The 25,581-nt window shown below is 56.3% G+C and carries 26 protein-coding genes; 16 read left to right on the top strand and 10 right to left on the bottom strand.

Translation table 11 applies throughout. The features are described 5' to 3' along the window. Positions 1 to 4 precede the first annotated feature (4 nt). Genes OQV00_RS05735 through OQV00_RS05720 form a run of 4 tightly spaced genes read left to right on the top strand, consistent with a single transcriptional unit; the run spans position 5 to position 3,862 of the window. Positions 5 to 1,024 (top strand): ABC transporter permease, encoded by a 1,020-nt coding sequence (locus tag OQV00_RS05735; protein ID WP_004866710.1) that lies wholly within the window; start codon positions 5 to 7, stop codon positions 1,022 to 1,024. After that, on the top strand, positions 1,025 to 1,921 hold the full coding sequence (ddpC, locus tag OQV00_RS05730; RefSeq protein ID WP_032724284.1) for a D,D-dipeptide ABC transporter permease: 897 nt from the start codon (positions 1,025 to 1,027) through the stop codon (positions 1,919 to 1,921). Continuing rightward, positions 1,918 to 2,904, top strand: coding sequence for an ABC transporter ATP-binding protein (locus tag OQV00_RS05725; RefSeq protein WP_004866715.1), 987 nt, complete (start codon positions 1,918 to 1,920; stop codon positions 2,902 to 2,904). Before ddpC ends, OQV00_RS05725 begins: the two co-directional genes overlap by 4 nt. Then, on the top strand, positions 2,897 to 3,862 hold the full coding sequence (locus tag OQV00_RS05720) for an oligopeptide/dipeptide ABC transporter ATP-binding protein (protein WP_004866718.1): 966 nt from the start codon (positions 2,897 to 2,899) through the stop codon (positions 3,860 to 3,862). Before OQV00_RS05725 ends, OQV00_RS05720 begins: the two co-directional genes overlap by 8 nt. Here OQV00_RS05720 and OQV00_RS05715 read toward each other — a convergent pair. The 5 genes from OQV00_RS05715 to exaC form a co-directional block, all read right to left on the bottom strand. After that, positions 3,859 to 4,965: a fimbrial protein gene (locus tag OQV00_RS05715; RefSeq protein ID WP_266279980.1), complete on the bottom strand. Its 1,107-nt coding sequence runs from the start codon at positions 4,963 to 4,965 to the stop codon at positions 3,859 to 3,861. The genes OQV00_RS05720 and OQV00_RS05715 overlap by 4 nt on opposite strands. Positions 4,966 to 4,981: 16 nt before the next feature. Further along, the gene (locus tag OQV00_RS05710; RefSeq protein ID WP_099844185.1) at positions 4,982 to 7,477 is read right to left on the bottom strand and encodes a fimbria/pilus outer membrane usher protein; all 2,496 of its coding nucleotides are present in this window, start codon (positions 7,475 to 7,477) and stop codon (positions 4,982 to 4,984) included. Positions 7,478 to 7,551: 74 nt separating this feature from the next. After that, positions 7,552 to 8,220, bottom strand: a complete 669-nt coding sequence (locus tag OQV00_RS05705) for a fimbrial biogenesis chaperone (RefSeq protein WP_375545083.1) — start codon at positions 8,218 to 8,220, stop codon at positions 7,552 to 7,554. Between the two features lie 96 nt (positions 8,221 to 8,316). Next, positions 8,317 to 8,913 (bottom strand): fimbrial protein, encoded by a 597-nt coding sequence (locus OQV00_RS05700; RefSeq protein WP_004866728.1) that lies wholly within the window; start codon positions 8,911 to 8,913, stop codon positions 8,317 to 8,319. Between the two features lie 755 nt (positions 8,914 to 9,668). Then, positions 9,669 to 11,189: an acetaldehyde dehydrogenase ExaC gene (exaC, locus tag OQV00_RS05695; RefSeq protein ID WP_004866732.1), complete on the bottom strand. Its 1,521-nt coding sequence runs from the start codon at positions 11,187 to 11,189 to the stop codon at positions 9,669 to 9,671. Between the two features lie 250 nt (positions 11,190 to 11,439). Between exaC and OQV00_RS05690 the strand changes: the two genes are divergently transcribed. Then, positions 11,440 to 13,236 (top strand): sigma-54-dependent Fis family transcriptional regulator, encoded by a 1,797-nt coding sequence (locus tag OQV00_RS05690; RefSeq protein WP_266279978.1) that lies wholly within the window; start codon positions 11,440 to 11,442, stop codon positions 13,234 to 13,236. A gap of 7 nt (positions 13,237 to 13,243) precedes the next feature. On the opposite strand, the gene OQV00_RS05685 is transcribed toward OQV00_RS05690, so the two are convergent. Continuing rightward, positions 13,244 to 13,840 (bottom strand): undecaprenyl-diphosphatase, encoded by a 597-nt coding sequence (locus tag OQV00_RS05685; RefSeq protein WP_048025127.1) that lies wholly within the window; start codon positions 13,838 to 13,840, stop codon positions 13,244 to 13,246. 88 nt (positions 13,841 to 13,928) lie between these two features. Then, complete coding sequence (locus tag OQV00_RS05680; RefSeq protein WP_152292601.1) at positions 13,929 to 14,849, bottom strand: LysR family transcriptional regulator; 921 nt, start codon at positions 14,847 to 14,849, stop codon at positions 13,929 to 13,931. A gap of 106 nt (positions 14,850 to 14,955) precedes the next feature. Between OQV00_RS05680 and OQV00_RS05675 the strand changes: the two genes are divergently transcribed. The 4 genes from OQV00_RS05675 to OQV00_RS05660 all read left to right on the top strand — a co-directional run bounded on the left by OQV00_RS05675 (position 14,956) and on the right by OQV00_RS05660 (position 16,743). Beyond that, positions 14,956 to 15,561: an FMN-dependent NADH-azoreductase gene (locus tag OQV00_RS05675; protein WP_004866743.1), complete on the top strand. Its 606-nt coding sequence runs from the start codon at positions 14,956 to 14,958 to the stop codon at positions 15,559 to 15,561. Positions 15,562 to 15,639: 78 nt separating this feature from the next. Further along, positions 15,640 to 15,939: an ArsR/SmtB family transcription factor gene (locus OQV00_RS05670; RefSeq protein ID WP_004866746.1), complete on the top strand. Its 300-nt coding sequence runs from the start codon at positions 15,640 to 15,642 to the stop codon at positions 15,937 to 15,939. Between the two features lie 9 nt (positions 15,940 to 15,948). After that, entirely contained in the window at positions 15,949 to 16,470 is a 522-nt protein-coding gene (locus OQV00_RS05665; protein ID WP_004866749.1) for a rhodanese family protein, read from the top strand. 93 nt (positions 16,471 to 16,563) lie between these two features. Then, positions 16,564 to 16,743, top strand: coding sequence for a hypothetical protein (locus tag OQV00_RS05660; protein ID WP_015585895.1), 180 nt, complete (start codon positions 16,564 to 16,566; stop codon positions 16,741 to 16,743). Between the two features lie 84 nt (positions 16,744 to 16,827). Here OQV00_RS05660 and stpA read toward each other — a convergent pair whose 3' ends face one another. Next, on the bottom strand, positions 16,828 to 17,229 hold the full coding sequence (gene stpA, locus OQV00_RS05655) for a DNA-binding protein StpA (protein ID WP_004866755.1): 402 nt from the start codon (positions 17,227 to 17,229) through the stop codon (positions 16,828 to 16,830). A gap of 715 nt (positions 17,230 to 17,944) precedes the next feature. Here stpA and alaE point away from each other — a divergent pair. Further along, positions 17,945 to 18,394: an L-alanine exporter AlaE gene (gene alaE / locus OQV00_RS05650; protein WP_004866758.1), complete on the top strand. Its 450-nt coding sequence runs from the start codon at positions 17,945 to 17,947 to the stop codon at positions 18,392 to 18,394. A gap of 88 nt (positions 18,395 to 18,482) precedes the next feature. Here the strand turns inward: alaE and OQV00_RS05645 are convergent, their stop codons facing one another. After that, positions 18,483 to 18,845: a DUF2002 family protein gene (locus tag OQV00_RS05645; protein WP_004866760.1), complete on the bottom strand. Its 363-nt coding sequence runs from the start codon at positions 18,843 to 18,845 to the stop codon at positions 18,483 to 18,485. A 150-nt stretch (positions 18,846 to 18,995) separates the two neighbouring features. Here OQV00_RS05645 and OQV00_RS05640 point away from each other — a divergent pair, with 150 nt between their 5' ends. Continuing rightward, the gene (locus OQV00_RS05640; RefSeq protein ID WP_004866763.1) at positions 18,996 to 19,322 is read left to right on the top strand and encodes a DUF883 family protein; all 327 of its coding nucleotides are present in this window, start codon (positions 18,996 to 18,998) and stop codon (positions 19,320 to 19,322) included. A gap of 130 nt (positions 19,323 to 19,452) precedes the next feature. On the opposite strand, the gene pdxR is transcribed toward OQV00_RS05640, so the two are convergent. After that, on the bottom strand, positions 19,453 to 20,814 hold the full coding sequence (gene pdxR / locus OQV00_RS05635) for a MocR-like pyridoxine biosynthesis transcription factor PdxR (RefSeq protein ID WP_015585893.1): 1,362 nt from the start codon (positions 20,812 to 20,814) through the stop codon (positions 19,453 to 19,455). A 111-nt stretch (positions 20,815 to 20,925) separates the two neighbouring features. Between pdxR and OQV00_RS05630 the strand changes: the two genes are divergently transcribed. From OQV00_RS05630 to nrdF, 5 genes are all read left to right on the top strand, one after another. Next, positions 20,926 to 21,357 carry a carboxymuconolactone decarboxylase family protein gene (locus tag OQV00_RS05630; protein WP_015585892.1) on the top strand — a complete coding sequence of 144 codons (432 nt, stop codon included), beginning with the start codon at positions 20,926 to 20,928 and terminating at the stop codon, positions 21,355 to 21,357. 183 nt (positions 21,358 to 21,540) lie between these two features. After that, positions 21,541 to 21,783, top strand: a complete 243-nt coding sequence (gene nrdH / locus OQV00_RS05625) for a glutaredoxin-like protein NrdH (protein ID WP_004866773.1) — start codon at positions 21,541 to 21,543, stop codon at positions 21,781 to 21,783. Then, complete coding sequence (gene nrdI, locus OQV00_RS05620; RefSeq protein WP_004866776.1) at positions 21,780 to 22,190, top strand: class Ib ribonucleoside-diphosphate reductase assembly flavoprotein NrdI; 411 nt, start codon at positions 21,780 to 21,782, stop codon at positions 22,188 to 22,190. The genes nrdH and nrdI overlap by 4 nt, the downstream gene beginning before the upstream one ends. Next, positions 22,163 to 24,307: a class 1b ribonucleoside-diphosphate reductase subunit alpha gene (gene nrdE / locus OQV00_RS05615; protein WP_032718130.1), complete on the top strand. Its 2,145-nt coding sequence runs from the start codon at positions 22,163 to 22,165 to the stop codon at positions 24,305 to 24,307. Before nrdI ends, nrdE begins: the two co-directional genes overlap by 28 nt. 10 nt (positions 24,308 to 24,317) lie before the next feature. Continuing rightward, on the top strand, positions 24,318 to 25,280 hold the full coding sequence (gene nrdF / locus OQV00_RS05610) for a class 1b ribonucleoside-diphosphate reductase subunit beta (protein WP_266279974.1): 963 nt from the start codon (positions 24,318 to 24,320) through the stop codon (positions 25,278 to 25,280). Positions 25,281 to 25,581: the final 301 nt, after the last annotated feature.

Genomic DNA, 25,581 nt, shown 5'->3' with positions numbered 1-25,581 from the left:
CATCATGAGTTTCTGGGGTTTAATTCGACAACGCAGTTGGGGGCTGGTCCTCGTCGTCGCCGGCGTCTGCGTGATCACCTTTATTATTTCGCACCTCATTCCCGGCGATCCGGCGCGGCTGCTGGCAGGCGATCGCGCGAGCGACGAAATCGTCCGCCATATCCGCCAGCAGCTGGGGCTGGATTTGCCGTTATGGCAGCAGTTTTTCCATTATGTCAACGCCCTGCTGCACGGCGATCTGGGGACCTCCATCCGTACCGGGCGTCCGGTGCTGGAAGATTTAAAGACCTTTTTCCCGGCCACGCTCGAACTGGCGATCTGCGCCCTGTTTATCGCGCTGGTGGTCGGCATTCCGCTGGGGGTACTTTCGGCGGTATATCGCAACCGCTGGACCGATCACCTGGTTCGCCTGATGGCGCTGACCGGAATCTCGACCCCGGCGTTCTGGCTGGGGCTGGGAGTGATTGTCCTGTTTTACGGCAAACTGGACTGGCTGCCCGGCAGCGGGCGCCTTGACGACTGGTTTGACCCGCCCACCCGCGTGACCGGCTTTTATCTGATCGATTCGCTGCTGGAAGGCAACATCGACGTGTTCTTTAACGCGCTGCAGCATCTGATTCTGCCGGCAACCACGCTGGCCTTCGTCCACCTGGGGATTGTCGCCCGGCAAATTCGCTCCGCCATGCTGGAGCAGCTGAGTGAAGATTATATCCGCACGGCGCTGGCCAGCGGCCTGCCAAAATGGACCATCGTGATGCGCTATGCGCTGCCTAACGCGCTGATTCCCTCAGTCACGGTGCTGGGGCTGGCGCTGGGCGATCTGCTGTACGGCGCGGTGCTGACCGAAACCGTCTTTGCCTGGCCCGGAATGGGCGCCTACGTCGTCTCCTCTATTCAGGCGCTCGATTTCCCGGCGGTGATGGGCTTTGCCGTGGTGGTGTCCTTTGCTTACGTGCTGGTCAATCTGCTCGTTGACCTGCTCTATTTATGGATAGACCCGCGCATGGGTCGGGGAGAAAACTAAGTGATGATGACCCAGGAACGCCCCGGCGCTATCGAAAAAACCCGCCGCAACACCGTGTGGAAGCGCCGTCTGTGGCTGATACGCAAAAGCCCGCTGACGCTGATCGGCGGCGCCATTATGTTGATCATGCTGTTTTTGATGATCTTCTCGCCGTGGCTGGTACCGCACGATCCCAACGCAATCGATCTCACCGCCCGTCTGCAGGCGCCGTCGCTGTCCCACTGGTTCGGTACCGACGAGGTCGGTCGCGATCTGTTCAGTCGGGTGCTGATCGGTAGCCAGCAATCGATCGCCGCCGGCCTGGCGGTGGTGCTGATCGCCGGGATCAGCGGTTCGCTGCTGGGCTGCCTTTCCGGCGTGCTCGGCGGACGCAGCGATGCGCTGATCATGCGGCTGATGGATATCATGCTGTCGATCCCTTCGCTGGTGCTGACGATGGCGCTGGCCGCCGCGTTAGGCCCAAGCTTATTCAACGCCATGCTGGCGATCGCTATTGTGCGTATTCCGTTTTATGTCCGTCTGGCGCGGGGACAGACGCTGGTGGTGCGCCAGCACAGCTTCGTCGAAGCTTCGGTAACCTTCGGCGCCTCCCGCTGGCACCTGATCAGCTGGCATATTTTACGCAACGCCCTGCCGCCGCTGGTGGTGCAGGCATCGCTGGATATCGGCAGCGCCATTCTGATGGCGGCAACGCTGGGCTTTATCGGCCTCGGCGCGCAACAGCCTACCGCTGAGTGGGGCGCGATGGTGGCAAACGGTCGCAACTACGTCCTCGATCAGTGGTGGTACTGCGCCTTCCCGGGAGCGGCGATCCTGATCACCGCCGTCGGTTTTAATCTGTTTGGGGACGGGATCCAGGATTTACTGGATCCGAAGTCCGGAGGACGCAACGCATGAGTAATCGGGTTCTGACAATCGACAACGTCCGTTTGAGCTTCCCCGTCTACCAGGGGGAAGTACATGTACTGAACGCGGTCTCGATGCATATTGACCGCGGCGAAATCGTCGGCGTGGTGGGGGAATCGGGCTCCGGCAAATCCGTCACCGCTATGCTGGCGATGCGTCTGCTGCCGCCGGCAAGCTATCAGATTCACAGCGGTCAGGTGACGCTGATGGGAAACGATATTCTCAAGGCTTCAGAGCAAGAGATGCGCGATATCCGCGGCCGTCGGGTGGCGATGATTTTTCAGGAGCCGATGACCGCCCTGAATCCAACGCGGCGAATCGGCAAGCAGATGGTCGACGTTATTCGTCAGCATCGTCCCCTTTCTGCCCGCGAGGCGCGCGCCAGGGCGGTGGCGCTGCTGGCGGATATGCAGATCGCCGATCCGCAGCGGGTGATGGAGCGTTACCCCTTCGAACTCTCCGGCGGGATGCGCCAGCGGGTGATGATCGCCATCGCCTTTTCCTGCGAGCCCGACCTGCTGATTGCCGATGAACCGACCACCGCGCTGGACGTGACCGTTCAGCGCCAGGTGCTGCGCCTGCTAAAACAGAAAGCGCTGGCCACGGGCACCGCGGTGCTGTTTATCAGCCACGATATGGCGGTGGTTTCACAGATCTGCGATCGGCTGTACGTCATGTATGCCGGCGCGGTGATTGAAAGCGGATTAACACAGCAGGTGCTGCATCAGCCTCTGCATCCCTACTCCGTCGGCCTGCTCGACAGCGCCCCGGATAACGGCGAGCCGCGTTCGCTGCTGCGCTCAATTCCCGGCACGGTGCCGAATCTGGCGCGATTACCGGGCGGCTGCGCCTTTCGCGAACGCTGCTTTGCCGCCGGCGAGGGCTGCGGCATCACGCCGGTGCTCCGCCCGATAGAACAGACCGGGCAGCAGGCGGCCTGCTGGTACCCTCAACGGGAGAAAACGCATGTCTGAGATGCTGCTGAAACTGAACGATGTTCATCTTAACTTCCCGGCGCGTAAGAACTGGCGCGGCAAAGTCGTCGAACGGGTATATGCGCTAAACGGGCTGGATATCACGGCGTATCGCGGTGAAACCTTAGGTATCGTCGGCGAGTCCGGCTGCGGGAAAAGTACCCTTGCAAAGCTGCTGATGGGCATGCTTAAGCCCTCTCACGGCCAGTTTGAGCGCGCGACGACGTCCGGCAGCGGGCGTATGCAGATGGTGTTTCAGGATCCGCTCTCCTCACTGGATCCACGGCTCCCGGTCTGGCGCACTATCACCGAGCCGGTATGGATCCAGTCGCGCCCCAGTGAACAGGCCCGACGCCTTCTGGCTGAGCAGCTGGCGTTGCAGGTAGGTATCCGCCCGGAGTATCTCGACCGCCTGCCGCACGAGTTTTCCGGCGGCCAGCGCCAGCGCATTGCCATTGCCCGCGCGCTGTCGGCAAAGCCGGATATTATCGTGCTGGATGAGCCGACCTCGGCGCTGGATATTTCGGTACAGGCGCAGATCCTCAACCTGCTGGTCGAGCTGCAAAAACAGCAGAACCTGACCTATGTCCTGATTTCGCATAACGTGTCCGTAGTGCGCCATATGAGCGATCGCGTCGCCGTGATGTATCTCGGACAAATCGTTGAGATGGGCGAGGCGCGTCAGGTCCTCGATAACCCGGCCCATCCCTATACCCGGCTATTGATGGATTCGGTACCGCGTATCGGCTCAGCGCTGGGCGAAGCGCCGCGCAACACGGAATTACCCGGCAATCGCCATCTGCCCGAGGGCTGCTACTTCCGCGATCGCTGTCCGTTCGCCGGCGCGGGCTGCGAGAAACCGCAGCCGCTACGCCCGTCGGGTAACGGGACCGCGGCCCGTTGCTGGCAGGCGGAAGCGCTAATCGGCCAGCCGCTCAACGCCGGGAAGGCCCTCTAGTTGTATTCGAGCGCGAAGGTCGCCAGACCGTTAGCCCGTCCGGGCGTCACGACATCTCCCGTTTGCACGTATCGGGCGGTGAAGTTGATGCTTTCGGCCGCGGCGGCGTTCCCGCCCGCGATATGCTTAAGAACCGGCAGGTTGCTGGATTCGTTGATTTTCACCGGCGTTCCCGCAGAGGGCGCCGGCGCGGGATTGTTGCCATAGCTTAGCTCGATTCCTACACCGCTCGCGGCCCCGTCGACTTTTTCCAGCGCCAGGGTATCGCTGACGCCGGGATCGGCGGTCACGCCAAAAAAACCAATACGGATATCGGTGGGCGTGGTGCAAGAGACCGGGATGCTGAAGGTCTGCGCCACCCCGGCGGCGGTGCTTTTGCCTTTGAATTCCGCTTTATTGACCGTACCCAGATTAACGTTAATCGTCGGGCGAGCCACCTGACAGCTACCGCTGGCGCCGATATCCACGTTGAGCGCAGCGAGGTCGATACTCACCGGCGCGCTGGCCGTTCGGGAGGTGCGGCTGCTGTCCTGCTCCTCGATGTATAAATTTCCTACCTGCGGCAGCCCCGGGACACTGGCGTGGTTGCCGCTGACCAACGCGACATCGCCGGTTTTATAAAAGGTGATATACGCCTTCACCACCACCTCCCGCAGGGCAAGCAGCGTTGACAGCTGTGAACTCTCGCAAACCGTCACGGATTCACTTCCAGCGGGTGCATTGCTGCCGTCAATATAGTGAACAGGACCGCCGCCGCACTGAAAGCCCAACGAATAGCCCATCCCGCTGAGCGCGGAGGCATAAACATGCTGGCCGTTAATGATTCGCGGCGAGCCGGCCGTGTTGCTCTGCCGGTACACAATACGTTTCCAGCTGGCGCCGGGCAGCTGCAGATCGCAAACGAAGTGAATACCGCCGCCGCTATCGGCCATTGCGTTGGTCATCTGCGTATCGGCGCGTAGCGTCGGCAAATAGCGAATGTTCGGCACGTTAATCGTCATCTGCCCTACGCGACCGCCGCAGCTCTCGGCCCATCCGGGTTGACTATAGATTGCCGACAATAACAGGCACAGCAACGCGACTAAACGAAAGCCGTAATACATGGCTTTTCTCCTCGGTTTACAAACAAAGACCCGCCGCAGTTTTCACCGCATTCTGCTGCTGACGGTCGGAAAGATGAAAATGTAGCGAGCATTTCCGCGAAATGTTGTTATCGACCCAGTCCGCGTCGAGCGTACCCTCTTCCGGTATCCCACTGAGGTACACCTGGCCGCTATCGGCCACCATGCCTCCCGCTGCCGCCCCGGTGTCGTCCCCTTCGGGGTGCAAATGTACGCTGGCGCCAAACGGAATCGCCCCGTTCCTGTCGTGGAGGGTAAACAGCACGCGATTACCGATATGGGTCCGGTAGTTCGCCAGGACTATCGCGCCGCCGCCGGGAATCACGGTTTGCCCTTGTAGATCGACATCGGTGTCGTTGGTCATCGATTCAGTATCCAGGGTCAGGGTATTTTTTCGGTACACCGTTAAGGTCGGCACCACGGCATAGCCCCGCCCATCGGTGTGGATATTGCTCCCGTTCTGAATGGCCACATTCGCCGCGCCGGGCGCCCGAACGATAGCAAAGCTGTCGCCAACCGGTTGGCCTAATGTCACGCCGTAGGGATGCGCCACGAGCGAGCCGGCGGCTCCCCAGGTCAGCTGGTGACTTACGCGGTCATGGCGATAACCCAGCTGGGCGCTGCCGTATCCACCGTGGTAATCCAGAGCGGCGCTACTGTTGCTCCCCTGCCCGGCATTAGCGTACCCCTGCTGAACGGAATAATAGAGATGAGGACGATGTGGCACCGAGCCATACATCGAAACCTGCTGCGAAGTGTGCCCATTGTTATCGGAGGTCGTGCTGTAACTCAGGGAGCTGTCCGCCAGCGGGCCACCCAGCGGAATATTGAGGTTAAATGACCAGGCGCTGTCCGCTTGATCATGATCGGCAGATTGCGTGTAGTAATAGCCCACTCCCCACGCGATCCCTTTCCAGGCGCTATAGAACCCCAGGTGCACCGTTTCATCGTGGCCGCTGCTGTGCCAGTAGTGCTGCGAGTAAGCAGAAATGGCCAGACTACTGAGAGAACCAACCGCCTGGGCAACGGAGAGCTCTTCCCGGCTACGTTTGTGATCAAGCTGTCCGTCCGGGCTTTCGAGCGCATTGGCCTCGCTAAAGTCGTCATAGCCGCTCGACGAGTAACGATAGCTGGCGAGGCTAAAAGAGGTGCCGGTCCGGACAAAATCTTTCTGATACTGCACGCGAAACGACTGCCCCACGGAGCGCGTGCTGGAAGGAGCGGTAGTGCTGGCCCAGGTGACGTCGCCGCCCAGCGATCCCAGCTCACCAAATCCTCGCCCGGCCCCCAACGCCCAGGCCTGATAATTCTGCGCCAGCTGAGTACCGCCGTATAAAGTCAACGCCGCAGGTAATCCATAAAAGAACGTTCCCTGCACAAATTCCGGCGCTCGAACCTGATGCTGACCGGCGTGATAGCGCCCGCCGCTAAGGCTGAATTTGCTTCGCCCCTCCCGGAGCATAAACGGCACGGCGGAATAAGGCTGGGTAAACGTCCGAACCGACCCGTCGCTCTCTTTCACCTGCACATCCAGATCGCCACTTTGTGCCGTCGGGTAGAGGTCTTTGATGGCAAAGGCCCCCGGCGAGACGAAGGTTTCATAGATAACGTAGCCGTGCTGCGAGACCGTTACTTTGGCATTGCTGTGCGCCATACCGCGAATCACCGGCGCAAAACCCCGCTGGCTGTCGGGCAGCATTTCATCGTCAGACATCAGCTGTACGCCGCGAAATGGCACGCTATCGAATACATCGCCGGTTGTGAAGGTATCGCCAATCCGCAGCAGGCTGTTGAGTGATTTCACATCTCGCTGCAGCCAGGTGGTTTGGGAATGCCAGCGATACTGCCGATCGTACTGCATCGCCGAAATATTGCGTAAGCGCCAGGGCCCCAGGTTCGCCCCGCTGCGTAAATTCAGATAGCTTGACTGGGTGCGGGTATCAGACTGGCGAGTTTGCGCTCCGGTCAAATTGTAATTAACAAACGCCGCCGGGATCCCGTCATCCCAGCGCACCGGATCGACATAGCCGCGGCTTTGCGTGTTCATCGCTGCCTGAGGAATACGCATATTCAGACGCTGGCTGGCGAAATCAAAGCGGCTGCTGGCATCGGGAATATAGTGTTCAATCCGGGTGAAAGTTTCACCGTCATGCAGCGTGTTAAATGCGGTAAAGGCGCTGACGTTCACACCCAATTCGGCCAGTTGCGCGACGGTTAAAACCGGCTGCAGCGCCCCATTTTCCTCCACAAAGGTGATGGCCCCCTGACCGGCGTCCTGGTTGTTCACCCAGATGTTGACCGAATAAACCCCGGGCTGTTGGCCACCGGATTTAGCAAAATAGTGCAAGTCCGCCATTTTTTGCTGCGGGCTGGCAAACTCTAAGGCGGCCGGATCGAAGTAATCATCCGCCGATACCCGGGCGCTCTGACACAATAAACAGAGCAGCGGCGGCAGGCTTGCGATCAATCGGGAATCCCCGAACGGGGTCGCCATCACGGAATAGCCGTGAAGAATTACAGGGGACTTTTTTTTCACAATCGCTGACCTGGCAATGCAAAGCGCAAGGATTACTGCTGCGCGCTATCCGTAATACCGCCAAAATCATTAATGGCGCGCCACCTAATCGTCCCTGCACCGTTAACCGGCCACTTTTTGCGGGTTAACGGTCCAATCATGCCGGGTTCATCTATCTCTTTACCGCCCACCGAGAGGGAGAAAAAGGAGACAAAATAAGGCGTTGGGTTGTGCGCCACCAGTCGATTACCCTCCACTTTAAAGGTTAATTGCTGCCAGGCTTTCATCGGATCCCCGGCAAGGCTATTCGGTCGATAAAAAATCTTGAATTTAGATTTAATATTGACCTGGAGTTTATTCACATCCCCTTTTTGCGTCGGGGCTATGCTTTTTACATTCAGCCAATAAACGGATTCGCGATCGCGAGGAAGATCGGCGCCAATGAAATTAATTCGCAATACGTTTTCTTGATCCGGGTCGAGACGAAACAGCGGCGGCGTGACAATAAAAGGGACTGGTCCCTGCTCTTTTTCCACATAGTTTTCTACCCACGACTGCACCAGATAGGGGGAATGCGGATCCGCATTGCTCACTGAAATAGAGGCTTCACGTTTTCCTTCCTGATATATAACCCGGGTGCCGCCCATAATAATACCGGCCTGGGCCGCAGCGGCTAACAATAAAAAGGCAGCCGCGATACCGGCCAGCATGTTTTTCATAATCACAACCATCAGATAAGCGTCTGGAAAACAACGAATAAAAAAGAAACTATCCAGTAAATGCATAATAATGAGCAGGTAAACCTGCTCATTGATGTGTTAGTTGTAAACCATATTGAAGTTTGCCGTGCCGTTTGCCGCCCCGGCGGAAACCGCGCTGGTGGAGATATAATCGGCAAAAAACTCCAGATCCGCGGTCCCGGTGCTGGCTCCGCCGGCACCCGCAAGTACCGTCTGGTCACGTGATACCGTTCCGAGGTTAATCGGCGTGGCGCGGTCATCCTCATACAGCTTAATGGCTACGCCCTGGGCGCCACCGTTAACCGCCAGCAGATTGCTGTTGTTACTATCTCGGGTGCCGTCAAACAGCACCGCCACTTTGGTGACGGAGGCTGGACAATCTTTCACTTTAATGTGGAAGGCGGTTTTCGTGGTCTCAGAACCTGCGCCAGTAAAGAAGTTGCTTGCCCATTTGCCCAAATCGATTACCTGGCTGGCGCTGTTGCTATCAATATCGCAGGAGGTATCGGTAATTGAACCGGAGAATTCGATCTGGCCGCCCGTGCTTTGCGTCCCTGTGCTGGCGCCAGGGTTAACGGACAATGCGGAACGCGCGGGTTGTGACGGTGATGCTAATACTACGCCGGACACCAGAGCACCGACAATCATTGCCATAATACGAAATTGTGTCTTCATTATTTATCTCATTTCTAACATATATTTATAACAGATCGCGCCCAGGGCGGTGATGACCTGAGTGGCTCTGCTTGCAGATTGTCCATGTTAAAAATAATCGCGTTCCCTCTGCAGGATATTAAATGCACAGCAGGACCTTCCATTTAATTTATTTCAACACGTTCGTGAAATAATTTTTAAACGGAGGGACATAGCAAAACATTTAACACTGGAAGAAATGTTATTCCTGATAAAAATAAAAAACAATAATTTGTTATGTTAATGAAATAACGTTTTATTTTACATTTAAAATGTAATTCATCATTTTTGCCTGAATTGTTAATTATCAAACCCAAAAAACCAAACATCATAACAATAACGCACAACAACGCCACTTATTAATTAACAAATTTAATAAAAACCGCGCTATTCTGGTGAGATTTTTTCTGTGCAGGCGCAAGGCATAAACCCAGAATTAGGAATATTCTTAGTCGGGGTCATGTTATTTATTTTGTCACCCCCGAAATCATAATAACACTAATAAATACCTGTCCTTGTTTTCTCACGGTGGCATATTTCAAATGAAAGAATAAGTTGAATAAATTTCATATTTATCGATTTAATAAACATCATGCAAAGGCGCGGATCGCCGTTTTTAAAAGACGTGACAAGGATTGCCGACCAGTGGGACAGCCGACGGCATAAAAAACCCGTCACCTCAGATACCGGTGACGGGTTTGAGCCCCCCGCAGCAGGTCAGATATTCAGACCGGCAATTAAAACAGTCCTAACGGCGCGGTACCGTAGCTCACCAGCAGGTTTTTCGTCTGTTGATAGGCATCAAGGGCCATTTTATGAGTTTCACGACCGACGCCTGACTGTTTATAGCCGCCAAACGCGGCATGGGCCGGGTAGACGTGATAACAGTTGGTCCAGACACGACCGGCTTTAATCCCACGCCCCATTCGGTACGCCAGATTGCTGTCGCGGGTCCAGACGCCGGCGCCGAGCCCAAACTGAGTCTGGTTGGCTATTTCCAGCGCTTCTGCCTCATCTTTGAAGGTCGTGACGCCGATGACCGGGCCAAAAATCTCTTCCTGGAAGCTGCGCATATCATTGCGCCCCTTAATCAGGGTTGGCTGAATGTAGTAACCATTATCCAGTTCAGCCGTAATACTGGCGCGTTCTCCGCCGGTCAGGATCTGCCCCCCCTCTTCGCGGGCAATCTTAATGTACGACAGGATCTTATCGAACTGCTGGCGTGATGCCTGTGCCCCGATCATGGTGTCGGTATCAAAGGGATCGCCGCGGCGAATCTGGGCCACCTTCGCCATCACTCGCTCCATAAACGGCTCGTAGATGGATTCATGGATCAGGGCGCGCGATGGGCAGGTACATACTTCGCCCTGGTTGAAGAAGCCCAGCACCAGCCCCTCCACCGCCTTCTCGATAAACTCTTCTTCTCCGTCCATCACATCGGCAAAATAGATATTTGGCGACTTGCCGCCCAGCTCAACGGTGGCGGGAATAATGTTCTCCGCCGCGCAGGCCAGAATATGCCGTCCGACGGGCGTTGAGCCGGTAAAGGCAATTTTGGCAATACGCTTGCTGGTTGCCAGCGCTTCACCGGCCTCTTTACCGAAGCCCTGCACCACGTTCAGGACGCCCGGCGGGAAGAGGTCGCCAATAATTTCCAGCAGCAGCGTGATGCTCAGCGGCGTCTGCTCTGCCGGCTTGAGCACCACACAGTTCCCGGCCGCCAGCGCCGGCGCCAGCTTCCAGGCCGCCATCAGCAGCGGAAAGTTCCACGGAATAATTTGCCCGACTACGCCCAGCGGTTCATGGAAGTGATAGGCCACGGTAGTTTCATCAATTTCCGCAGTACTCCCCTCCTGTGCCCGCAGACAGCCGGCAAAATAGCGGAAGTGATCGACCGCCAACGGCAGATCGGCATTCAGCGTTTCGCGCACCGGTTTACCATTGTCCCAGCTTTCAGCAATCGCCAGATATTCCAGGTTCTCCTGAATCCGATCGGCGACCTGAAGCAGCAGGTTGGAACGATGCTGTACCGATGTTTTCCCCCAGGCTTCCGCGGCGCGGTGTGCGGCATCAAGAGCAAAGTCGATATCTTTGGCATCGGAGCGGGGAAATTGTGCAATGTCACTCCCGTCCACGGGGGAGGTATTCATAAAGTATTCGCCGCCGAGCGGTTCGACAAATTGACCGTCAATATAGTTACCGTATGCGGACTTGAATGAAACTAAGGCGCCCGGGGTGCCAGGATGTGCATAACGCATTGCAATCTCCTTCTGTAGGGTTGAGGCGCAGCGGCGTATTGGTTTTTTGCTGTTGCCTGCTGCACAGAAGCTTATGCAGAGGTTATGCCAGATTTATTGAAGGAATAAATAGCTAAACAATTCAATGCCATAAGATGTAATCCTGTATCGCATGGAGACGTAATTTTGCTTATGTGTCGCAAATCGCAACACATGAGAAACCATAAAGCTACAATATTGCAACATCATCCATCCGACCCCGAGGTGCTCCGTGCAAGGTAATTCGTTTACTCTCGATCCCGAGGTAAAAACCAGCCCGTTGCTCAGCGATTCCTGGTTTCGTAGCCAGCAGTACGGCCTGGATCCCGCGACGGATGATTTCCCGCGCCTGGGTTCCGGCGAACTGGCGGATGCGCTGGCCAGCCATGCCCGCTTACAGCAGCTGACCCAGCCGGTGGTGAACACCCTGTCGCGAAAAGTGAGCGATCTCCAGTCGGTGGTGATCCTCTCTGACGCCAGCGGTCTGGTGCTGCAAACCTTCGGTAACATGCACGCCATGCAGAAAGCACAAAGCTTCGCGCTGGCTCCGGGAAATCTGTGGAGCGAGAGCGGGCGCGGTACCAACGCCATCGGTACCGCGCTGGCCATTGACGACAGCTGTGAAATCGACGGTCGCCAGCACTTCCTTACCCGCAATCAGGATCTCTATTGCGCCGCGATGCCGGTTCAGAGTCCGGACGGAAAAATTGCCGGGGTGCTGGATATTTCCGGCCCGGCCCACTTCCCGCACCCCCACACGCTGGCGTGGGTAAAAGAGGCCGCGAAGCAGATTGAATATCTGTGGGTAAAACAGAGTCTCCATCCGCAGCAGTGGCTGATGAGCCTGCACCTTCACCCCCACAAACTCGACAGCGTTGAAGAGCTGCTTCTGGTCTTTTCCGATAACGTGCTGACCGCCGGCAACCGCCTGGCGATGCGCGATCTGGGTCTGGATAGCGGACAACTCGGCCATATCACCTTTCAGCAGCTGTTTCCTCAGCTGGCGCAAACGGCGGTGAATGTTCCGCTGCCGCTGACCCACCAGCGACAAACCTATTACTACCGCCTGCGCGCGCCAACCCGAACCCACGTTGCGGTACCGGCTCCGGCCCCCGCGCCGACGCTGCCGGCCATCGAGCTGCCTTTCGCCAGTCAGCGTGAGGGGGAGAAGATGGTGCGTCTGCTGAATGCCGGCATTGCCCTGTGTATTGAAGGCGAAACCGGATGCGGCAAAGAGTTTGTCAGCCGCACGCTTCACCAGCACAGCCGCTGGCGCCACGGTAAATTCGTGGCTATCAACTGCGCGGCGATCCCCGAATCGCTGATTGAATCGGAGCTGTTTGGCTACCAGCCTGGCGCCTTTACCGGCGCCAGTAAGAATGGCTATATCGGTAAAATTCGCGAGGCGGATGGCGGCGTGCTGTTTCTCGATGAGATTGGCGATATGCCGATGCTGCTTCAGACCCGGCTGCTGCGGGTGCTACAGGAAAAAGAGATTACGCCGCTCGGCGCCAGTCAGAGCGCTCCGGTCAGCTTTGCGCTTATTTGCGCCACCCACCGTAACCTGATGCAGCATGTTGCCGACGGTACGTTTCGCGAGGACCTGCTCTATCGCCTGCGCGAATTCGCCCTCACTATTCCGCCGCTGCGGGAGTGGCCACAGCTGCCGGCGTTTCTTCAGCAGCTATGGCAAACCCTCGGTGCCGAAGCACGACACGTACAGCTCTCGCCTGCGCTCCTGACCCATCTCGCCACCCTTCCCTGGCCGGGCAACGTGCGCCAGCTACAAAGCCTGCTGAAGGTGCTGCTGGCGCTGGCTGATGAAGGAGAGCAACTGGAGGTGGAGGATTTACCGGCGGAGTACCGGTCGGCCCCGGCTCCGGCTCCGTCGCGCGGATTGCAGCAGCACGATGCCCAGCTGATTGCCGACACGCTGTCGACGTATAACGGTAATGTCAGTAAAGCGGCGCAGGCTCTGGGAGTCGCGCGCAGCACGCTCTACCGGCGCGCCGCGCGGACAAGAAACTAAACCTTAGCTACGGCGTAAAACGGGCCGGCAGCCAGGAAAACATGCGCTGGCTGATGGCTTCACAAATCCGCACCATTGCCGGCCCAAAGGCCTGCCAGACCCCTTTGCTCACCCAGACGGCAACCGCCGCCACCGCCGCTGCGCCGGCCATATCCAGCGGAAAATGGACCCCGAGGAAAATGCGTGACCAGGCCACCGGCAGCGATGCGAGCAGGACAAACAGCCCGAGGCTGCGTAGACGCAGCGAAAGCAGCGCAAATGCCGCGCTGAACATCACCAGGCCGTGATCGCTCGGGAAGCCATTATCCGCCGGATGGCTGATCCAGGTATGGCCCAGCGGCATCATAAACGGCCGGGGGTGGAACCACAGCGAGCCGCAGAGATAGCCCAACGCAAGCGCCATCAGAATATTCAGCGTGCAAAACAGCGCCTGCCGGTGCCCCTGGCGGCCGCCTAAAAACCACAGACCGATCAGAATAGCCGGAACGATAAAGATCATTCCGCTTGCGCAGAAGCGGGCTAGCGCCAGAAGGCTCTCCGACGTTCCCGGCTGAGCATTCAGCGCCAGAAAAGCGCTTTGGTTAACCGTTTCGAGTACATTCATTGCGAGGGTCCATGCCAGTCATATTACTGTCATTATCGCAATTCTCTCTTAAGTTACGCTTAACCCCACGCCGAAGAGATGACGCGTTTTATGGGTGGCCTCCGGTCTGGCGGATCGCCTGGGGCAATCCGGCGAGCAGCGCATCGATGGTGACCCGGATCTTCTGCGGCACCCACGGCGCCTCGGGCCAGACGGCGGAGATCGCGAAGGTGACGTTGGCGCTTTGCGGCAGAATACAGCGCAGCCGCCCCTGTTCAACCTCCTGGGCAGCCAGCCAGTCCGGAATCCAGGCAATGCCCAGCCCGCTCACCGCCGCCGCCGCTATCGCCGTAAAATCATCCATCACCAGTTGCGCCTGCGGCTGCCAGGCCACGGGACCGCTTTGCGGATCGTACAGCCGCCATTTCTGAAGCTGCCCGCCGCGCAGGTAACCGATGGTCTGGTGTCCGGCCAGTTCAGGGAGAGTCGATGGTTGCGGATGCGCCTGTAAATAGGCGGGCGAGGCGCAAAGTACCATGCCATGGTGGCCGAGGTGACGAGCTTTCAGGAAGGTGGAATCTGCCAGCGTGCCAATACGAATCGCCAGATCGAATCCCTCTTCAAAAAGATTAACCTGGCGGTCGCTGAAAGAGAGCGCGAGTTTTAGCTGCGGATAGCGCTGGCTGAGAGAAAAGAGAATCGGGGATACGCAGCGTTGGCCAAACAGCACCGGCAGGCTGATCCGCAGCCGCCCTTGCACCCGCATTTTGCCGCGATGGATTTCATCCTCCGCCTCGCGAATACTGTCCAGCGCCTGACGACATTGCAGGTAGAACAGCTCCCCCTCTTCCGTCAGGGTCTGACTGCGGGTCGTTCGCTGGAAAAGCGCCGCCCCCAACCGCGCCTCGAGACGAGCGACCGTTTTACCGACCGCCGAGCGGGTCACGTGCAGCCTCTCCGCCGCCTTAGCAAAGTTACCGCACTCCACGACGGCGACAAAAACCGGAATACCGCTCAGGTCGGTGTTCATAAGATTGGTTCCTGAAAGGATACAATTGAGAAAAATAATGTCACTACTGGCGCCAAAAAGACAGTGTTAGCCTTTGCGTAACCACGATAACCAGAGGCCACGTCCCATGAGTCAGGTTTTACTTTTGAAATCCAGCATCAACGGTCAGGCATCGCTGACCAACCGGTTAATAGATGACTATATGCAGATGCGCAAAGCGTCTGGCCAGCAGGATAGCGTGACAGAACGCGATCTGACGACCATGGCGCTGCCGGCCCTCGATCGGCCGCTGTTTGCCGCCCTGCGCGGCGCCCAGGATCCGACTCCGGCGATCCAGCGGGGCGTCGCGCTATCGGATAGGCTGATTGATGAGCTGAAAACCAGCGATCTGCTGGTGATCGGCGCCCCCATGTATAATCTCAACGTCCCTACCGATCTGAAAAAATGGTTTGATCTGGTCGCCAGGGCCCGCGAAACCTTCCGCTACACCGACAGCTGGCCTCAGGGGTTGGTCGAGGGTGTACGCGCGGTGGTGATCAGCTCCCGCGGAGGCGTACATTGCGGGCAGGATACCGATGCCGTAACCCCTTATCTCCGTTCGGTACTGGGTCTGATGGGCATCAGCGAAGTGACATTTATCTATGCCGAAGGTCTGGATATCCAGCCTCACGGCCGCGATGCTGGCATCGCCCAGGCCACAGAACAGCTTATCCGACTGACGCAAGCGTCCTGACCGCGACGGCATTTTCTGCGCTGGTACCGCGCCGTTTTTTATTTTAGACTTATCTAAATTTAGAAAAGACTAAAATACATGAATACACCAGAACAGCTGCAGTCCAGCGCCGGGGAAGCCGCCGCCCTGTTGAAAGCCATGAGCAATCCGAACCGGCTGATGATTCTGTGCATGCTGTGCGAGACGCCGCGCGCCAGCGCAGGCGAACTGGCGCAGATCACCGGCCTGAGCCCTTCGGCCACCTCTCAGCATCTGGCGCGCATGCGCGATGAAGGCCTGATCGGCAGTGAGCGCGAGGCGCAACGTATCCACTACTTCATCACCCACCCTGCGGTTCAGCAAATCATTACCACGCTGAAGACCATTTATTGCCCATAAGGAGCCGTCATGACTATTGTCACCCTTTCTCCTGAAGAGGCCCGGGCGCAAATTGCGCAAGGGGCCAGATTAATCGATATTCGCGATGCCGATGAATACGCCCGCGAACACATCCCCGATGCCGAGCTGGTGCCGCTGGCTGCTCTGAATAACGGCGCAATGCTGCGCACTGCCGCGGATGAAACGGTCATTTTTCATTGTCAGGCGGGATCGCGTACACAAAATAATGCCATTCGTCTGCTGGCTGCGGCAGCTCCGGCACAGGTGAAACTGCTGGCCGGCGGTATTCAGGCCTGGAAAGCAGCAGGATTGCCCGTCAAAGAGGATAAAACCCAGCCGCTGCCGTTAATGCGCCAGGTGCAAATCGCCGCGGGAGTGCTCATTCTGCTGGGCGTGGCGCTGGGCTATGGCGTCAGTAGCGGCTTTTTCCTGCTGAGCGCTTTTGTCGGCGCCGGCTTAACCTTCGCCGGCATCAGCGGTTTTTGCGGGATGGCGCGCCTGTTGGCCATCATGCCCTGGAACCGACGCTGACGCCAGCGGCATCAGGCCTGTTGTATGCTGATATTCAGCTACGCTAAAGTGAAGGCGAACAGCGGCATTAATCCATGCCAGAGGAGAAAAACGATGTATTCAGTAGGTGATCTGGTTCAGCCTCGTATGGGCGGACCAAAACTCAAGATTGTGGCCGTCGGTGAAGATCATATTGTCGCCGTACAGGCCAGTAATGAACAGGGTGAGAAATATACTCTGAAGCCTGCAGACGTCACACCTTATAAAGAAGAAGGTGATTTTGGCGTTTGCTAATACACACGGTGGGATTCCCCACCGTTATTTTTTCGCTATCCGACAGCAGCCTTAACTCCTGCCGAATATCATTTTCGCTAACGCTTAAATCAGAAAACTTTCCAGCGTCGCGCCGGCTTCAATCGCCCGAGCGATCGGCTTCGGCATACGTCCCTGGCCGGTCCAGGTTTTTTGCGCACCGGAAAAATCGGTAAACCGGTATTTTGCCGGACGCGGCTGGCGTTTTTTCGCCTCCTTCGACGGGCCTGCATTCTGCGTGACAAGCTCATCAGGTGTAATACCGTCGGCAATCATCAATTCCAGCCAGGTATTAATTTTTTCCTGGTATTCCGCCTGCTGTTGCAGGGCAGACTGCTGCTCTGACCGTTTTTCTTCAGTGACGACCCTGAGTTTTTCCAGCATTTCTTCAAGTACGTCAATGGAGAATTCACGCGACATCGCCCGCAGTGAACGGATATTATTCAACTTCTGTAACATTAAAGACATAAATTATTAAACGTTCCCAAATTACATATAAGACAATACTACCGGGGTACTTTAATATATGAAGCCATATATTACCACCTTTAATGGCGAGTGATAAATATATTCAGACCACGACGTCCATATTTTATTTAAAATAACCACAGCGGTTATCCAGTTAATCCCCGAAATTAATTCAGCGACAATCTGAATAGAGTAAAAAAAACGCAAAAATATCATTACTCAGTATATTACCTGCATGGTCAGCAGGTTAGCGGGATATGTCCGACGGAAGGATGAGGTCACAACGCTCTGCCAGTGAATGAACATGCATGAAAATCGAATACACACCAACGAACAAAAACAGAATCTAATGCTATTTAAATCGCATTTATGGCATAAATTATTCTAAAAGTGACAGAAATCACATTGGAACGTGACTTCAGGCGGTAGTCGGCACAATCGTGGCTTCGCGTGAGCCTCCCTTCCTGCTCACCAAAAACATAACCAATTGATAAATAAATAAAAAATTAAGAGTCAGGACAAAAGTAGCGCAGCGAAGACAAAACCACCTTTCGCAGAGTATTTTATCGACAAAAAGCCATTAAATAAAAATTTACAGCTAGTTGTCTCTTTCAGCACAGAGAGATAATCTACGCACATCAAAACAGGCAACCCAAAACGCTGTAAAAGAGCGCATTTTGTGGCGTATCAGACTTCATTTTCGAGGAGCACACCGATGTTCTCTGCGCAGTCCCGCTTGCGTCATGCGGTAGCAGACACCTTTGCGATGGTGGTTTACTGCACCGTTGTGAACATGTTGATCGAAATTTTCCTCTCCGGAATGACCTTTGAGCAGTCGTTATCCTCGCGCCTGGTGGCGATTCCGGTGAACATTATTATTGCCGTGCCTTACGGATTTTACCGCGACCGCGCCATGCGCCTGGCACGTCACATTAGCCCTTCCGCCTGGATGAAGAGTATTGCCGATGTTGTGGCTTATGTGACATTCCAGTCGCCGGTGTATGTTGCTATCTTATTTTCCGTCGGTGCCGACTGGCATCAAATTGCCGCGGCGGTGAGCTCAAATATTGCGGTATCGATGATGATGGGAGCGGTTTACGGCTATTTCCTTGACTACTGCCGCCGTCTGTTCCGCGTCAGCGCTTACCAGCAGGCTAAAGCCTGAGTCCCGATGCAACCTGCGACTGACCACCGTCAGTCGCCTGCTCGTCTGCTTTCCCCTACTTCACATCCAGGCACGGGTCTTCATACGATTAGTTATGAGACAGGCTCGGCTGCGCTTCGCCATATAATCCCCGCAAAAAACGCTCAAGCGCCATGCGTGAACTGAAGCCATGTGGAATACCATAATGCTGCTGTACATCTCCGGCTAAATACAGCGGAAACTGTTCATAATGATCGCAGGTTTTGATATCCGAGGCGGGTTCCGCCAGCGAATTACTGCGCTCTTTTAACGCCGGATGAATAATTAAAGCGGTCCGCCCCATGCGCGCTTCGCGGTTCACATAAACATAATTATCGCCACGGCGATAGCCGTACGCTTTTTGCGTCACAACATCCATGGTGAAGCCGGCTTTTTCAAGAACACGCGCCACCTCATCGGGTCTTAAATACATACTCATTCCTCTTTATCTTTTACCGCACCTTTACCTTACCTTATTCATCATTGATAGTGCTTTCGGAAAATTCCAGAAACGGCACTGCAAAAGCATAATTCAAAATCTTGTTCTACACTTAATGACTCAATGGAATTAAGGGAGAAATCGATGGCTAACCGTCTGAACCGCAACAATGTCGATGAAAGCGCTGAAGATATTCATAACGATGTCAGCCAATTAGCGGATACGCTAGAAGAGGTGCTGAAATCATGGGGCAGCGATGCGAAAGATGAAGCTGATGCCGCACGGAAAAAAGCCCAGGCGCTGCTGAAAGAGACGCGAGCCCGTCTGAACGGGAACAACCGTGTGCAGCAGGCCGCTCGCGATGCCGCAGGCTGTGCCGATAGCTACGTGCGGGATAAACCGTGGCAGAGCGTCGGAGCCGCTGCCGCAGTTGGACTATTTATTGGCGTATTATTGAATTTACGTCGATAATATAAACGATACATGAAGATAACAAATACGCGTCTGCCCCTGTGAGCCTCTGGCCCGGGGGCTTTTTGTTGCCTCAACGCACGATCGCTACTTCAGGAAGCTCAATCCCCCGAATCCTCAATCAGCGACTTTACTTATCAGCAGAAAACAGCGCGACTTTGAGTTGACGCACCGCCTCCGTTGCCATCGCCATCGATGTCAGATTAGTAAAGCTCACCAGCAGCCCCCCTTCGCCGCGGCTTTGTATCCGCCAGTCGCTCAGCGCCTGTACCGACAGGCCGGCCTGCCGGGCTTTCAGAGCCAGCGCCCGATCGTCACCGTTCACCGTAATAACCAGCTGAATCCCCCCTAACTGAGGGACGACGCTGAACCCCTGCGCCAACAGCGCGGACTCCAGCCACTGTCGGCGCTGCGCATAGCAGGTACGCATTTTCTTCAGATGACGCCAGAAATGACCTTCGTGGATAAAGTCAGCCAGCGTCTGCTGCCACAGCGTCGGTACGCTACAGCTCATCCATTCGGCCTGCTGGCGAAAGGCGGCCACTTGCGGGAGGGGCACCACCAGCCAGGCGGCGCGTAATGCCGGAAAAAGCGATTTACTGAAGGTGCCGGCGTAAATTACCCGCTGCGGGGCATCAAGACTTTTCAGCGGCGGCAGCGGCTTGCCCCGGTAGCGAAATTCGCTATCGTAATCATCTTCAATAATCCAGGCGTCGCGCCGGGCCGCCCATGCCAGCAGCTGCCTGCGTCGGGCCAGCGACAGCGCAACCCCCAGCGGACTCTGGTGCGCGGGAGTGAGAAGCGCAAAATGCGCATCGGGGTAATGGCGTTGCGCCCACGCCACATCCATCCCCTCTTCATCGACAGGAACCGGATCGATGACCACCCCTTCCCCGGTTATCACCGGCCGAATCAGCGGAAACCCCGGATCCTCCATCCACATATGCTGACCTGGCTGCGCCAGAGTGCGGAGGAGCAGCCTCATGGAAGCGGCATAGTTGCCGGTCACCAGTACCTGTTCGGGCAGGCATTCAATACTGCGGGAAAGCCGCAGATAATCGACAATGGCCCGCTGCAGGATCATCTCACCGCACGGATCGCCGGGCGCCAGGTCAAAACGCGTTTGCGTTCGCAGTCGCCGCCCCATCACCCGCGCCCACAGGCCGCGGGGGAAAAGATCCAGCGCCGGCAGACCCAGTTGAAACGGCTGCAGCGTCGTCGGTTCAATGCCCGACGGCAGACGCGCCGGTTCCTCCCGCAGCGGACTCAGACGCTCGCTGACAAAGGTGCCCGCCTGCCCTCGTCGCTCCAGCCAGCCCTGAGCCACCAGCTCACCCCAGGCATTCTCCACGGTTGCGCGGGAGACGCCCAGCTCCTGCGCATAAACCCGACTGGCGGGCAGGCGGCTGCCCGGCGCGAGTTCGCCGTGTTCAATCGCAGATTTGAGCTGTCTGGCAATGCGCTGATAGTGCGGGACTTTTTTGATTTCCATTATGGTCTGCTTTTTCCATTAAAATATGGCTATCTTTTGCAGTCCATTATAGTGCTATTTTGCTGCGGTCTTAGAACCCATTCCCCGCGGTTCAACATTGAGGAAAACATCATGAGCACACTCCGTCAGCCCTATAACGAACTGAGCCCGGAAGTCTATAACGCGCTGGTACAGGCCAAGATTGCGCTGGAAAAAAGCGAACTGGACGGCGCCCTGCTGGAACTGGTTTACCTGCGGGTATCACAGATTAATGGCTGCGCCTTCTGTCTGGAAATGCACAGTAAAGCGCTGCGTAAATCCGGCGTGGCGCAGACTAAACTGGATGCGCTGGCCGGCTGGCGGGTAAGCGGGCATTTCAGCGCCGCAGAACAGGCGGCGCTGGCGTGGGCGGAATCGGTGACGCATATTGCCAGCACCCACGCAGAAGATGATGTTTACCTGCCGCTGCTGGAGCATTTCAGCGCACGCCAGATCAGCGACCTGACCTTCGCCATCAGCCTGATGAACGCGTTTAACCGCCTTGCGGTCAGCATGCGCCTGTAATTTCAGGCGTACCCGTCCGGCCCTCATGGCGTGCTTCCGTGAGGGTTCCCCTTATCTAAAAACGCTATATATTGCGTGGTTGAACTTTTAGATAACTACATCTAGTATTTCCTGAACAGTTAACCGATAGCGGACGTCGCACTTTTTTGCGCCGTTCTGTTATCTTAAATGGAAATACGAATCATGCGCATTACTATTTACACTAAAAATGACTGCGTCCAGTGCCATGCCACTAAGCGGGCCATGGAAAGCCGCGGATTTGCCTTCGAGATGGTGAATGTTGAGCATCATCCGGATGCCGCTGACATGCTGCGCGAACAGGGCTTTCGTCAGCTGCCGGTCGTGATAGCCGGTGAAACCCGCTGGTCCGGTTTTCGCCCGGATATGATTAACCGCCTGCGCCCCGAACCGGTGGCCAACGCATGAGCCTGATCGTCTACTTCTCCAGCAGTTCCGAAAATACGCATCGGTTCGTCCAGCGTCTGGGGCTGCCCGCGGTGCGCATTCCGCTTAACGAGCGGGAACGCATCCAGGTAGACGCCCCCTACATTCTCATTGTCCCCAGCTACGGCGGCGGCGGCACGGCTGGCGCGGTGCCCCGGCAGGCGATCCGCTTTTTAAACGACCCGCATAACCGCCAGCGGATACGCGGCGTGATTGCTGCCGGTAACCGTAACTTCGGCGACGCCTATGGCCGGGCCGGCGACGTCATCGCGCAAAAGTGCGGCGTACCGTATCTGTATCGCTTTGAGCTGATGGGCACCCCAACCGATGTCGATAACGTGCGTAAAGGAGTAAACGAATTTTGGCAACGACAACCGCAGAACGTCTAACCACCGGGGCGGCAGATTTCCACGCCCTCAATGCGATGCTGAATTTGTATGACAGTAATGGCCGTATTCCGTTTGAAAAAGACCACCAGGCGGTAGACGCCTTTATGGCGACGCACGTGCTGACCCATACCGTCTCTTTCACGACGCAGAATGAAAAACTGGAATGGCTGATCGCCGAAGGCTATTACGATGCCAGCGTGCTGGCACGCTACGATCGCCGTTTTGTGCTGACGCTGTTTGACCACGCGCACGGCTACCCGTTCCGCTTTCGGACCTTTCTCGGCGCCTGGAAATTCTATACCAGCTATACCCTGAAGACCTTTGACGGCAAACGCTACCTTGAGCATTTTGCCGATCGCACCTGCATGGTCGCCCTCACCCTCGCGCAGGGAGATGAGACTCTGGCCCGGCAGTTGACCGATGAGATCCTCAGCGGGCGCTTTCAGCCGGCGACGCCCACCTTCCTCAACGCCGGTAAACAGCAGCGGGGCGAGCTGGTTTCCTGTTTCCTGTTGCGCATTGAAGACAATATGGAGTCGATTGGCCGGGCGGTGAACTCGGCGCTGCAGCTGTCTAAGCGCGGCGGCGGCGTGGCGTTTTTATTGTCCAATTTGCGCGAGTTCGGGGCACCGATTAAGCGCATTGAAAATCAATCTTCCGGCGTAGTGCCGGTGATGAAAATGCTCGAGGATGCCTTCTCCTACGCCAACCAGCTCGGCGCCCGCCAGGGAGCCGGGGCGGTCTACCTGCACGCCCATCATCCGGACATTCTGCGTTTTCTGGACACCAAGCGGGAAAACGCCGATGAGAAAATCCGCATCAAAACCCTGTCGCTTGGGGTCGTGATCCCGGACATTACCTTCCAGCTGGCAAAAGACGACGCGCAGATGGCGCTGTTCTCACCCTATGACGTCGAGCGCCTGTACGGCAAGCCGTTTGGCGATATCGCCATCAGCGAGATGTATACGCAGCTGGTCGCCGACGAGCGGGTCCGCAAACGTTGGATCCGCGCCCGGGAACTGTTCCAGCGGCTGGCAGAGATTCAGTTCGAGTCCGGCTATCCCTACATCATGTTTGAAGATACCGTCAACCGCGCCAATCCGATTGCCGGGCGAATTAACATGAGTAACCTGTGCTCGGAAATTTTGCAGGTCAACACCCCGTCGACCTTTGATGAAAATCTGGATTATGCCAGCGTAGGCCAGGATATCTCCTGCAACCTTGGGTCGCTGAATATTGCGCATACCATGGATTCGCCGGATTTTGCCCGCACGATCGCCGTGGCGGTGCGCGGCCTGACGGCGGTTTCCGACATGAGTGATATACGCTCGGTGCCATCGGTGGCGGCGGGCAATGCCGCCTCCCATGCCATCGGTCTTGGCCAGATGAACCTGCACGGCTATCTGGCCCGGGAAGGTATCGCCTACGGCAGCCCGGAAGGGCTGGACTTTACCAACTTCTATTTTTATACCGTCACCTGGCATGCGCTGCATACGTCGATGCAGATAGCCCGCGAGCGCGGTGAGTATTTTGCCGGATTTGAACAATCGCGCTATGCCAGCGGCGAATACTTCGAACGCTATCTGCAGGGCGACTGGCAGCCGAAAACGGCAACAGTGCGCGCGCTATTCGCCCGCGCCGGAATCCGCCTTCCCGACCGCGATATGTGGCTGAAGCTACGCGATGACGTCATGCGCCACGGTATCTATAACCGTAATTTGCAGGCCATCCCGCCTACCGGATCGATCTCCTATATCAACCATGCGACCTCGAGTATCCACCCGATTGTCTCAAAGATAGAGATCCGCAAAGAGGGGAAAACCGGGCGGGTTTACTACCCCGCGCCATTTATGACCAATGACAACCTGGCGCTCTATCAAGATGCCTGGGAAATCGGCCCGCAAAAAATTATCGACACCTATGCCGAAGCCACGCGGCACGTCGATCAGGGGCTGTCGCTGACGCTCTTTTTCCCCGATACCGCCACCACCCGCGATATCAACAAGGCGCAAATCTACGCGTGGAAGAAGGGAATCAAAACGCTGTATTACATCCGTCTGCGCCAGCTGGCGCTGGAAGGTACCGAAATCGAAGGCTGCGTGTCCTGCGCGCTGTAAGGAGAACAGGATGACCCATTTAACGCGTATTCGCGCTATTAACTGGAACAACATTGAGGACGATAAGGATCTGGAGGTCTGGAACCGTCTGACCAGCAACTTCTGGCTGCCGGAGAAAGTGCCGCTGTCTAACGACATTCCCGCCTGGCAGACGCTGACGCCAGTGGAACAGCAGCTTACTATTCGCGTGTTCACCGGACTGACGCTGCTCGATACGATTCAGAACACCATCGGCGCGCCGGCGCTGATGGCGGATGCGCTGACCGCGCACGAAGAGGCGGTGCTCTCCAACATCAGCTTTATGGAGGCGGTGCATGCCCGCTCCTACAGTTCGATTTTCTCCACCTTGTGCCAGACCAAAGATGTCGATGCCGCCTACGCCTGGAGCGAAGAGAATCCGCCGCTCCAGCACAAAGCCCGGCTGATGCTGGAGTATTATCAGGCGGATAATCCGCTGAAGAAGAAAATCGCCAGCGTGTTTCTCGAATCCTTCCTCTTCTATTCCGGATTCTGGCTGCCGATGTATTTTTCAAGCCGCGGCAAAATGACCAATACCGCCGACCTGATTCGCTTGATTATCCGCGATGAAGCGGTGCACGGCTATTACATCGGCTATAAGTACCAAAAGGGGCTGGAAAACATCGCGGCCGACGAGCGGGAGCAGCTGAAGAATTTTGCCCTCGATCTGCTGATGGATTTATACGATAACGAACTGGCCTACACCCGGGATCTGTACGCCGACAGCGGCTGGATTGAGGAGGTGAACGCCTTCCTGTGTTACAACGCCAACAAAGCGCTGATGAACCTGGGCTACGAGGCGCTGTTTCCGGCAGAGATGGCGGCGGTCAACCCGGCGATTCTGGCGGCGCTTTCGCCAAATGCCGATGAAAATCATGACTTTTTCTCCGGCTCCGGTTCCTCGTATGTGATGGGCAAAACGGAAGAAACCGCCGACGACGATTGGGATTTTTAACCTTACTTTCACCAGGAATATATTGTCCGGTTTCCTGGTGATCTATTTCACATAATTAACTTTTATCACACAAAAAAACCACGCGATATTTTCCTGACATATTGCCGTAATATTCAGCAAGAATCGCGTGGTTCACCAGTTATTCCCCTGTCATCTGTAAAAAATATCACCTGCCAATAATCAACGCTCAGCCCTTCTATCATGGGGAATACGCCGAAGTGCGGCCCTCTCATTTCGCCGCCGATGGGACATTGAGGGTTGTCACAGAATCTGAGTATGTTAGGGTGTAAAAAGGTAATTA

The sequence above is a fragment of the Klebsiella sp. DY2415 genome (assembly GCF_026314315.1).
In the GTDB taxonomy this organism is placed as follows: domain Bacteria; phylum Pseudomonadota; class Gammaproteobacteria; order Enterobacterales; family Enterobacteriaceae; genus Klebsiella; species Klebsiella ornithinolytica.
Note: the sequence above shows the minus strand (reverse complement) of the source record. Positions and strands in the feature narration are given on the sequence as shown.

Excerpts from the sequence above, each read along its gene's own strand:
- exaC (WP_004866732.1), bottom strand. The coding sequence starts at position 11,189 with ATGCGTTATGCACATCCTGGCACCCCGGGCGCCTTAGTTTCATTCAAG.
- OQV00_RS05735 (WP_004866710.1), top strand. The coding sequence starts at position 5 with ATGAGTTTCTGGGGTTTAATTCGACAACGCAGTTGGGGGCTGGTCCTC.
- nrdH (WP_004866773.1), top strand. The coding sequence starts at position 21,541 with ATGCGCATTACTATTTACACTAAAAATGACTGCGTCCAGTGCCATGCC.
- OQV00_RS05710 (WP_099844185.1), bottom strand. The coding sequence starts at position 7,477 with ATGGCGACCCCGTTCGGGGATTCCCGATTGATCGCAAGCCTGCCGCCG.
- OQV00_RS05675 (WP_004866743.1), top strand. The coding sequence starts at position 14,956 with ATGAGTCAGGTTTTACTTTTGAAATCCAGCATCAACGGTCAGGCATCG.
- nrdF (WP_266279974.1), top strand. The coding sequence starts at position 24,318 with ATGACCCATTTAACGCGTATTCGCGCTATTAACTGGAACAACATTGAG.
- OQV00_RS05715 (WP_266279980.1), bottom strand. The coding sequence starts at position 4,965 with ATGTATTACGGCTTTCGTTTAGTCGCGTTGCTGTGCCTGTTATTGTCG.
- OQV00_RS05660 (WP_015585895.1), top strand. The coding sequence starts at position 16,564 with ATGTATTCAGTAGGTGATCTGGTTCAGCCTCGTATGGGCGGACCAAAA.
- OQV00_RS05645 (WP_004866760.1), bottom strand. The coding sequence starts at position 18,845 with ATGTATTTAAGACCCGATGAGGTGGCGCGTGTTCTTGAAAAAGCCGGC.
- OQV00_RS05665 (WP_004866749.1), top strand. The coding sequence starts at position 15,949 with ATGACTATTGTCACCCTTTCTCCTGAAGAGGCCCGGGCGCAAATTGCG.
- OQV00_RS05630 (WP_015585892.1), top strand. The coding sequence starts at position 20,926 with ATGAGCACACTCCGTCAGCCCTATAACGAACTGAGCCCGGAAGTCTAT.
- OQV00_RS05725 (WP_004866715.1), top strand. The coding sequence starts at position 1,918 with ATGAGTAATCGGGTTCTGACAATCGACAACGTCCGTTTGAGCTTCCCC.
- OQV00_RS05680 (WP_152292601.1), bottom strand. The coding sequence starts at position 14,849 with ATGAACACCGACCTGAGCGGTATTCCGGTTTTTGTCGCCGTCGTGGAG.
- OQV00_RS05720 (WP_004866718.1), top strand. The coding sequence starts at position 2,897 with ATGTCTGAGATGCTGCTGAAACTGAACGATGTTCATCTTAACTTCCCG.
- stpA (WP_004866755.1), bottom strand. The coding sequence starts at position 17,229 with ATGTCTTTAATGTTACAGAAGTTGAATAATATCCGTTCACTGCGGGCG.
- OQV00_RS05685 (WP_048025127.1), bottom strand. The coding sequence starts at position 13,840 with ATGAATGTACTCGAAACGGTTAACCAAAGCGCTTTTCTGGCGCTGAAT.
- OQV00_RS05700 (WP_004866728.1), bottom strand. The coding sequence starts at position 8,913 with ATGAAGACACAATTTCGTATTATGGCAATGATTGTCGGTGCTCTGGTG.
- pdxR (WP_015585893.1), bottom strand. The coding sequence starts at position 20,814 with ATGGAAATCAAAAAAGTCCCGCACTATCAGCGCATTGCCAGACAGCTC.
- alaE (WP_004866758.1), top strand. The coding sequence starts at position 17,945 with ATGTTCTCTGCGCAGTCCCGCTTGCGTCATGCGGTAGCAGACACCTTT.
- nrdI (WP_004866776.1), top strand. The coding sequence starts at position 21,780 with ATGAGCCTGATCGTCTACTTCTCCAGCAGTTCCGAAAATACGCATCGG.
- OQV00_RS05640 (WP_004866763.1), top strand. The coding sequence starts at position 18,996 with ATGGCTAACCGTCTGAACCGCAACAATGTCGATGAAAGCGCTGAAGAT.
- OQV00_RS05670 (WP_004866746.1), top strand. The coding sequence starts at position 15,640 with ATGAATACACCAGAACAGCTGCAGTCCAGCGCCGGGGAAGCCGCCGCC.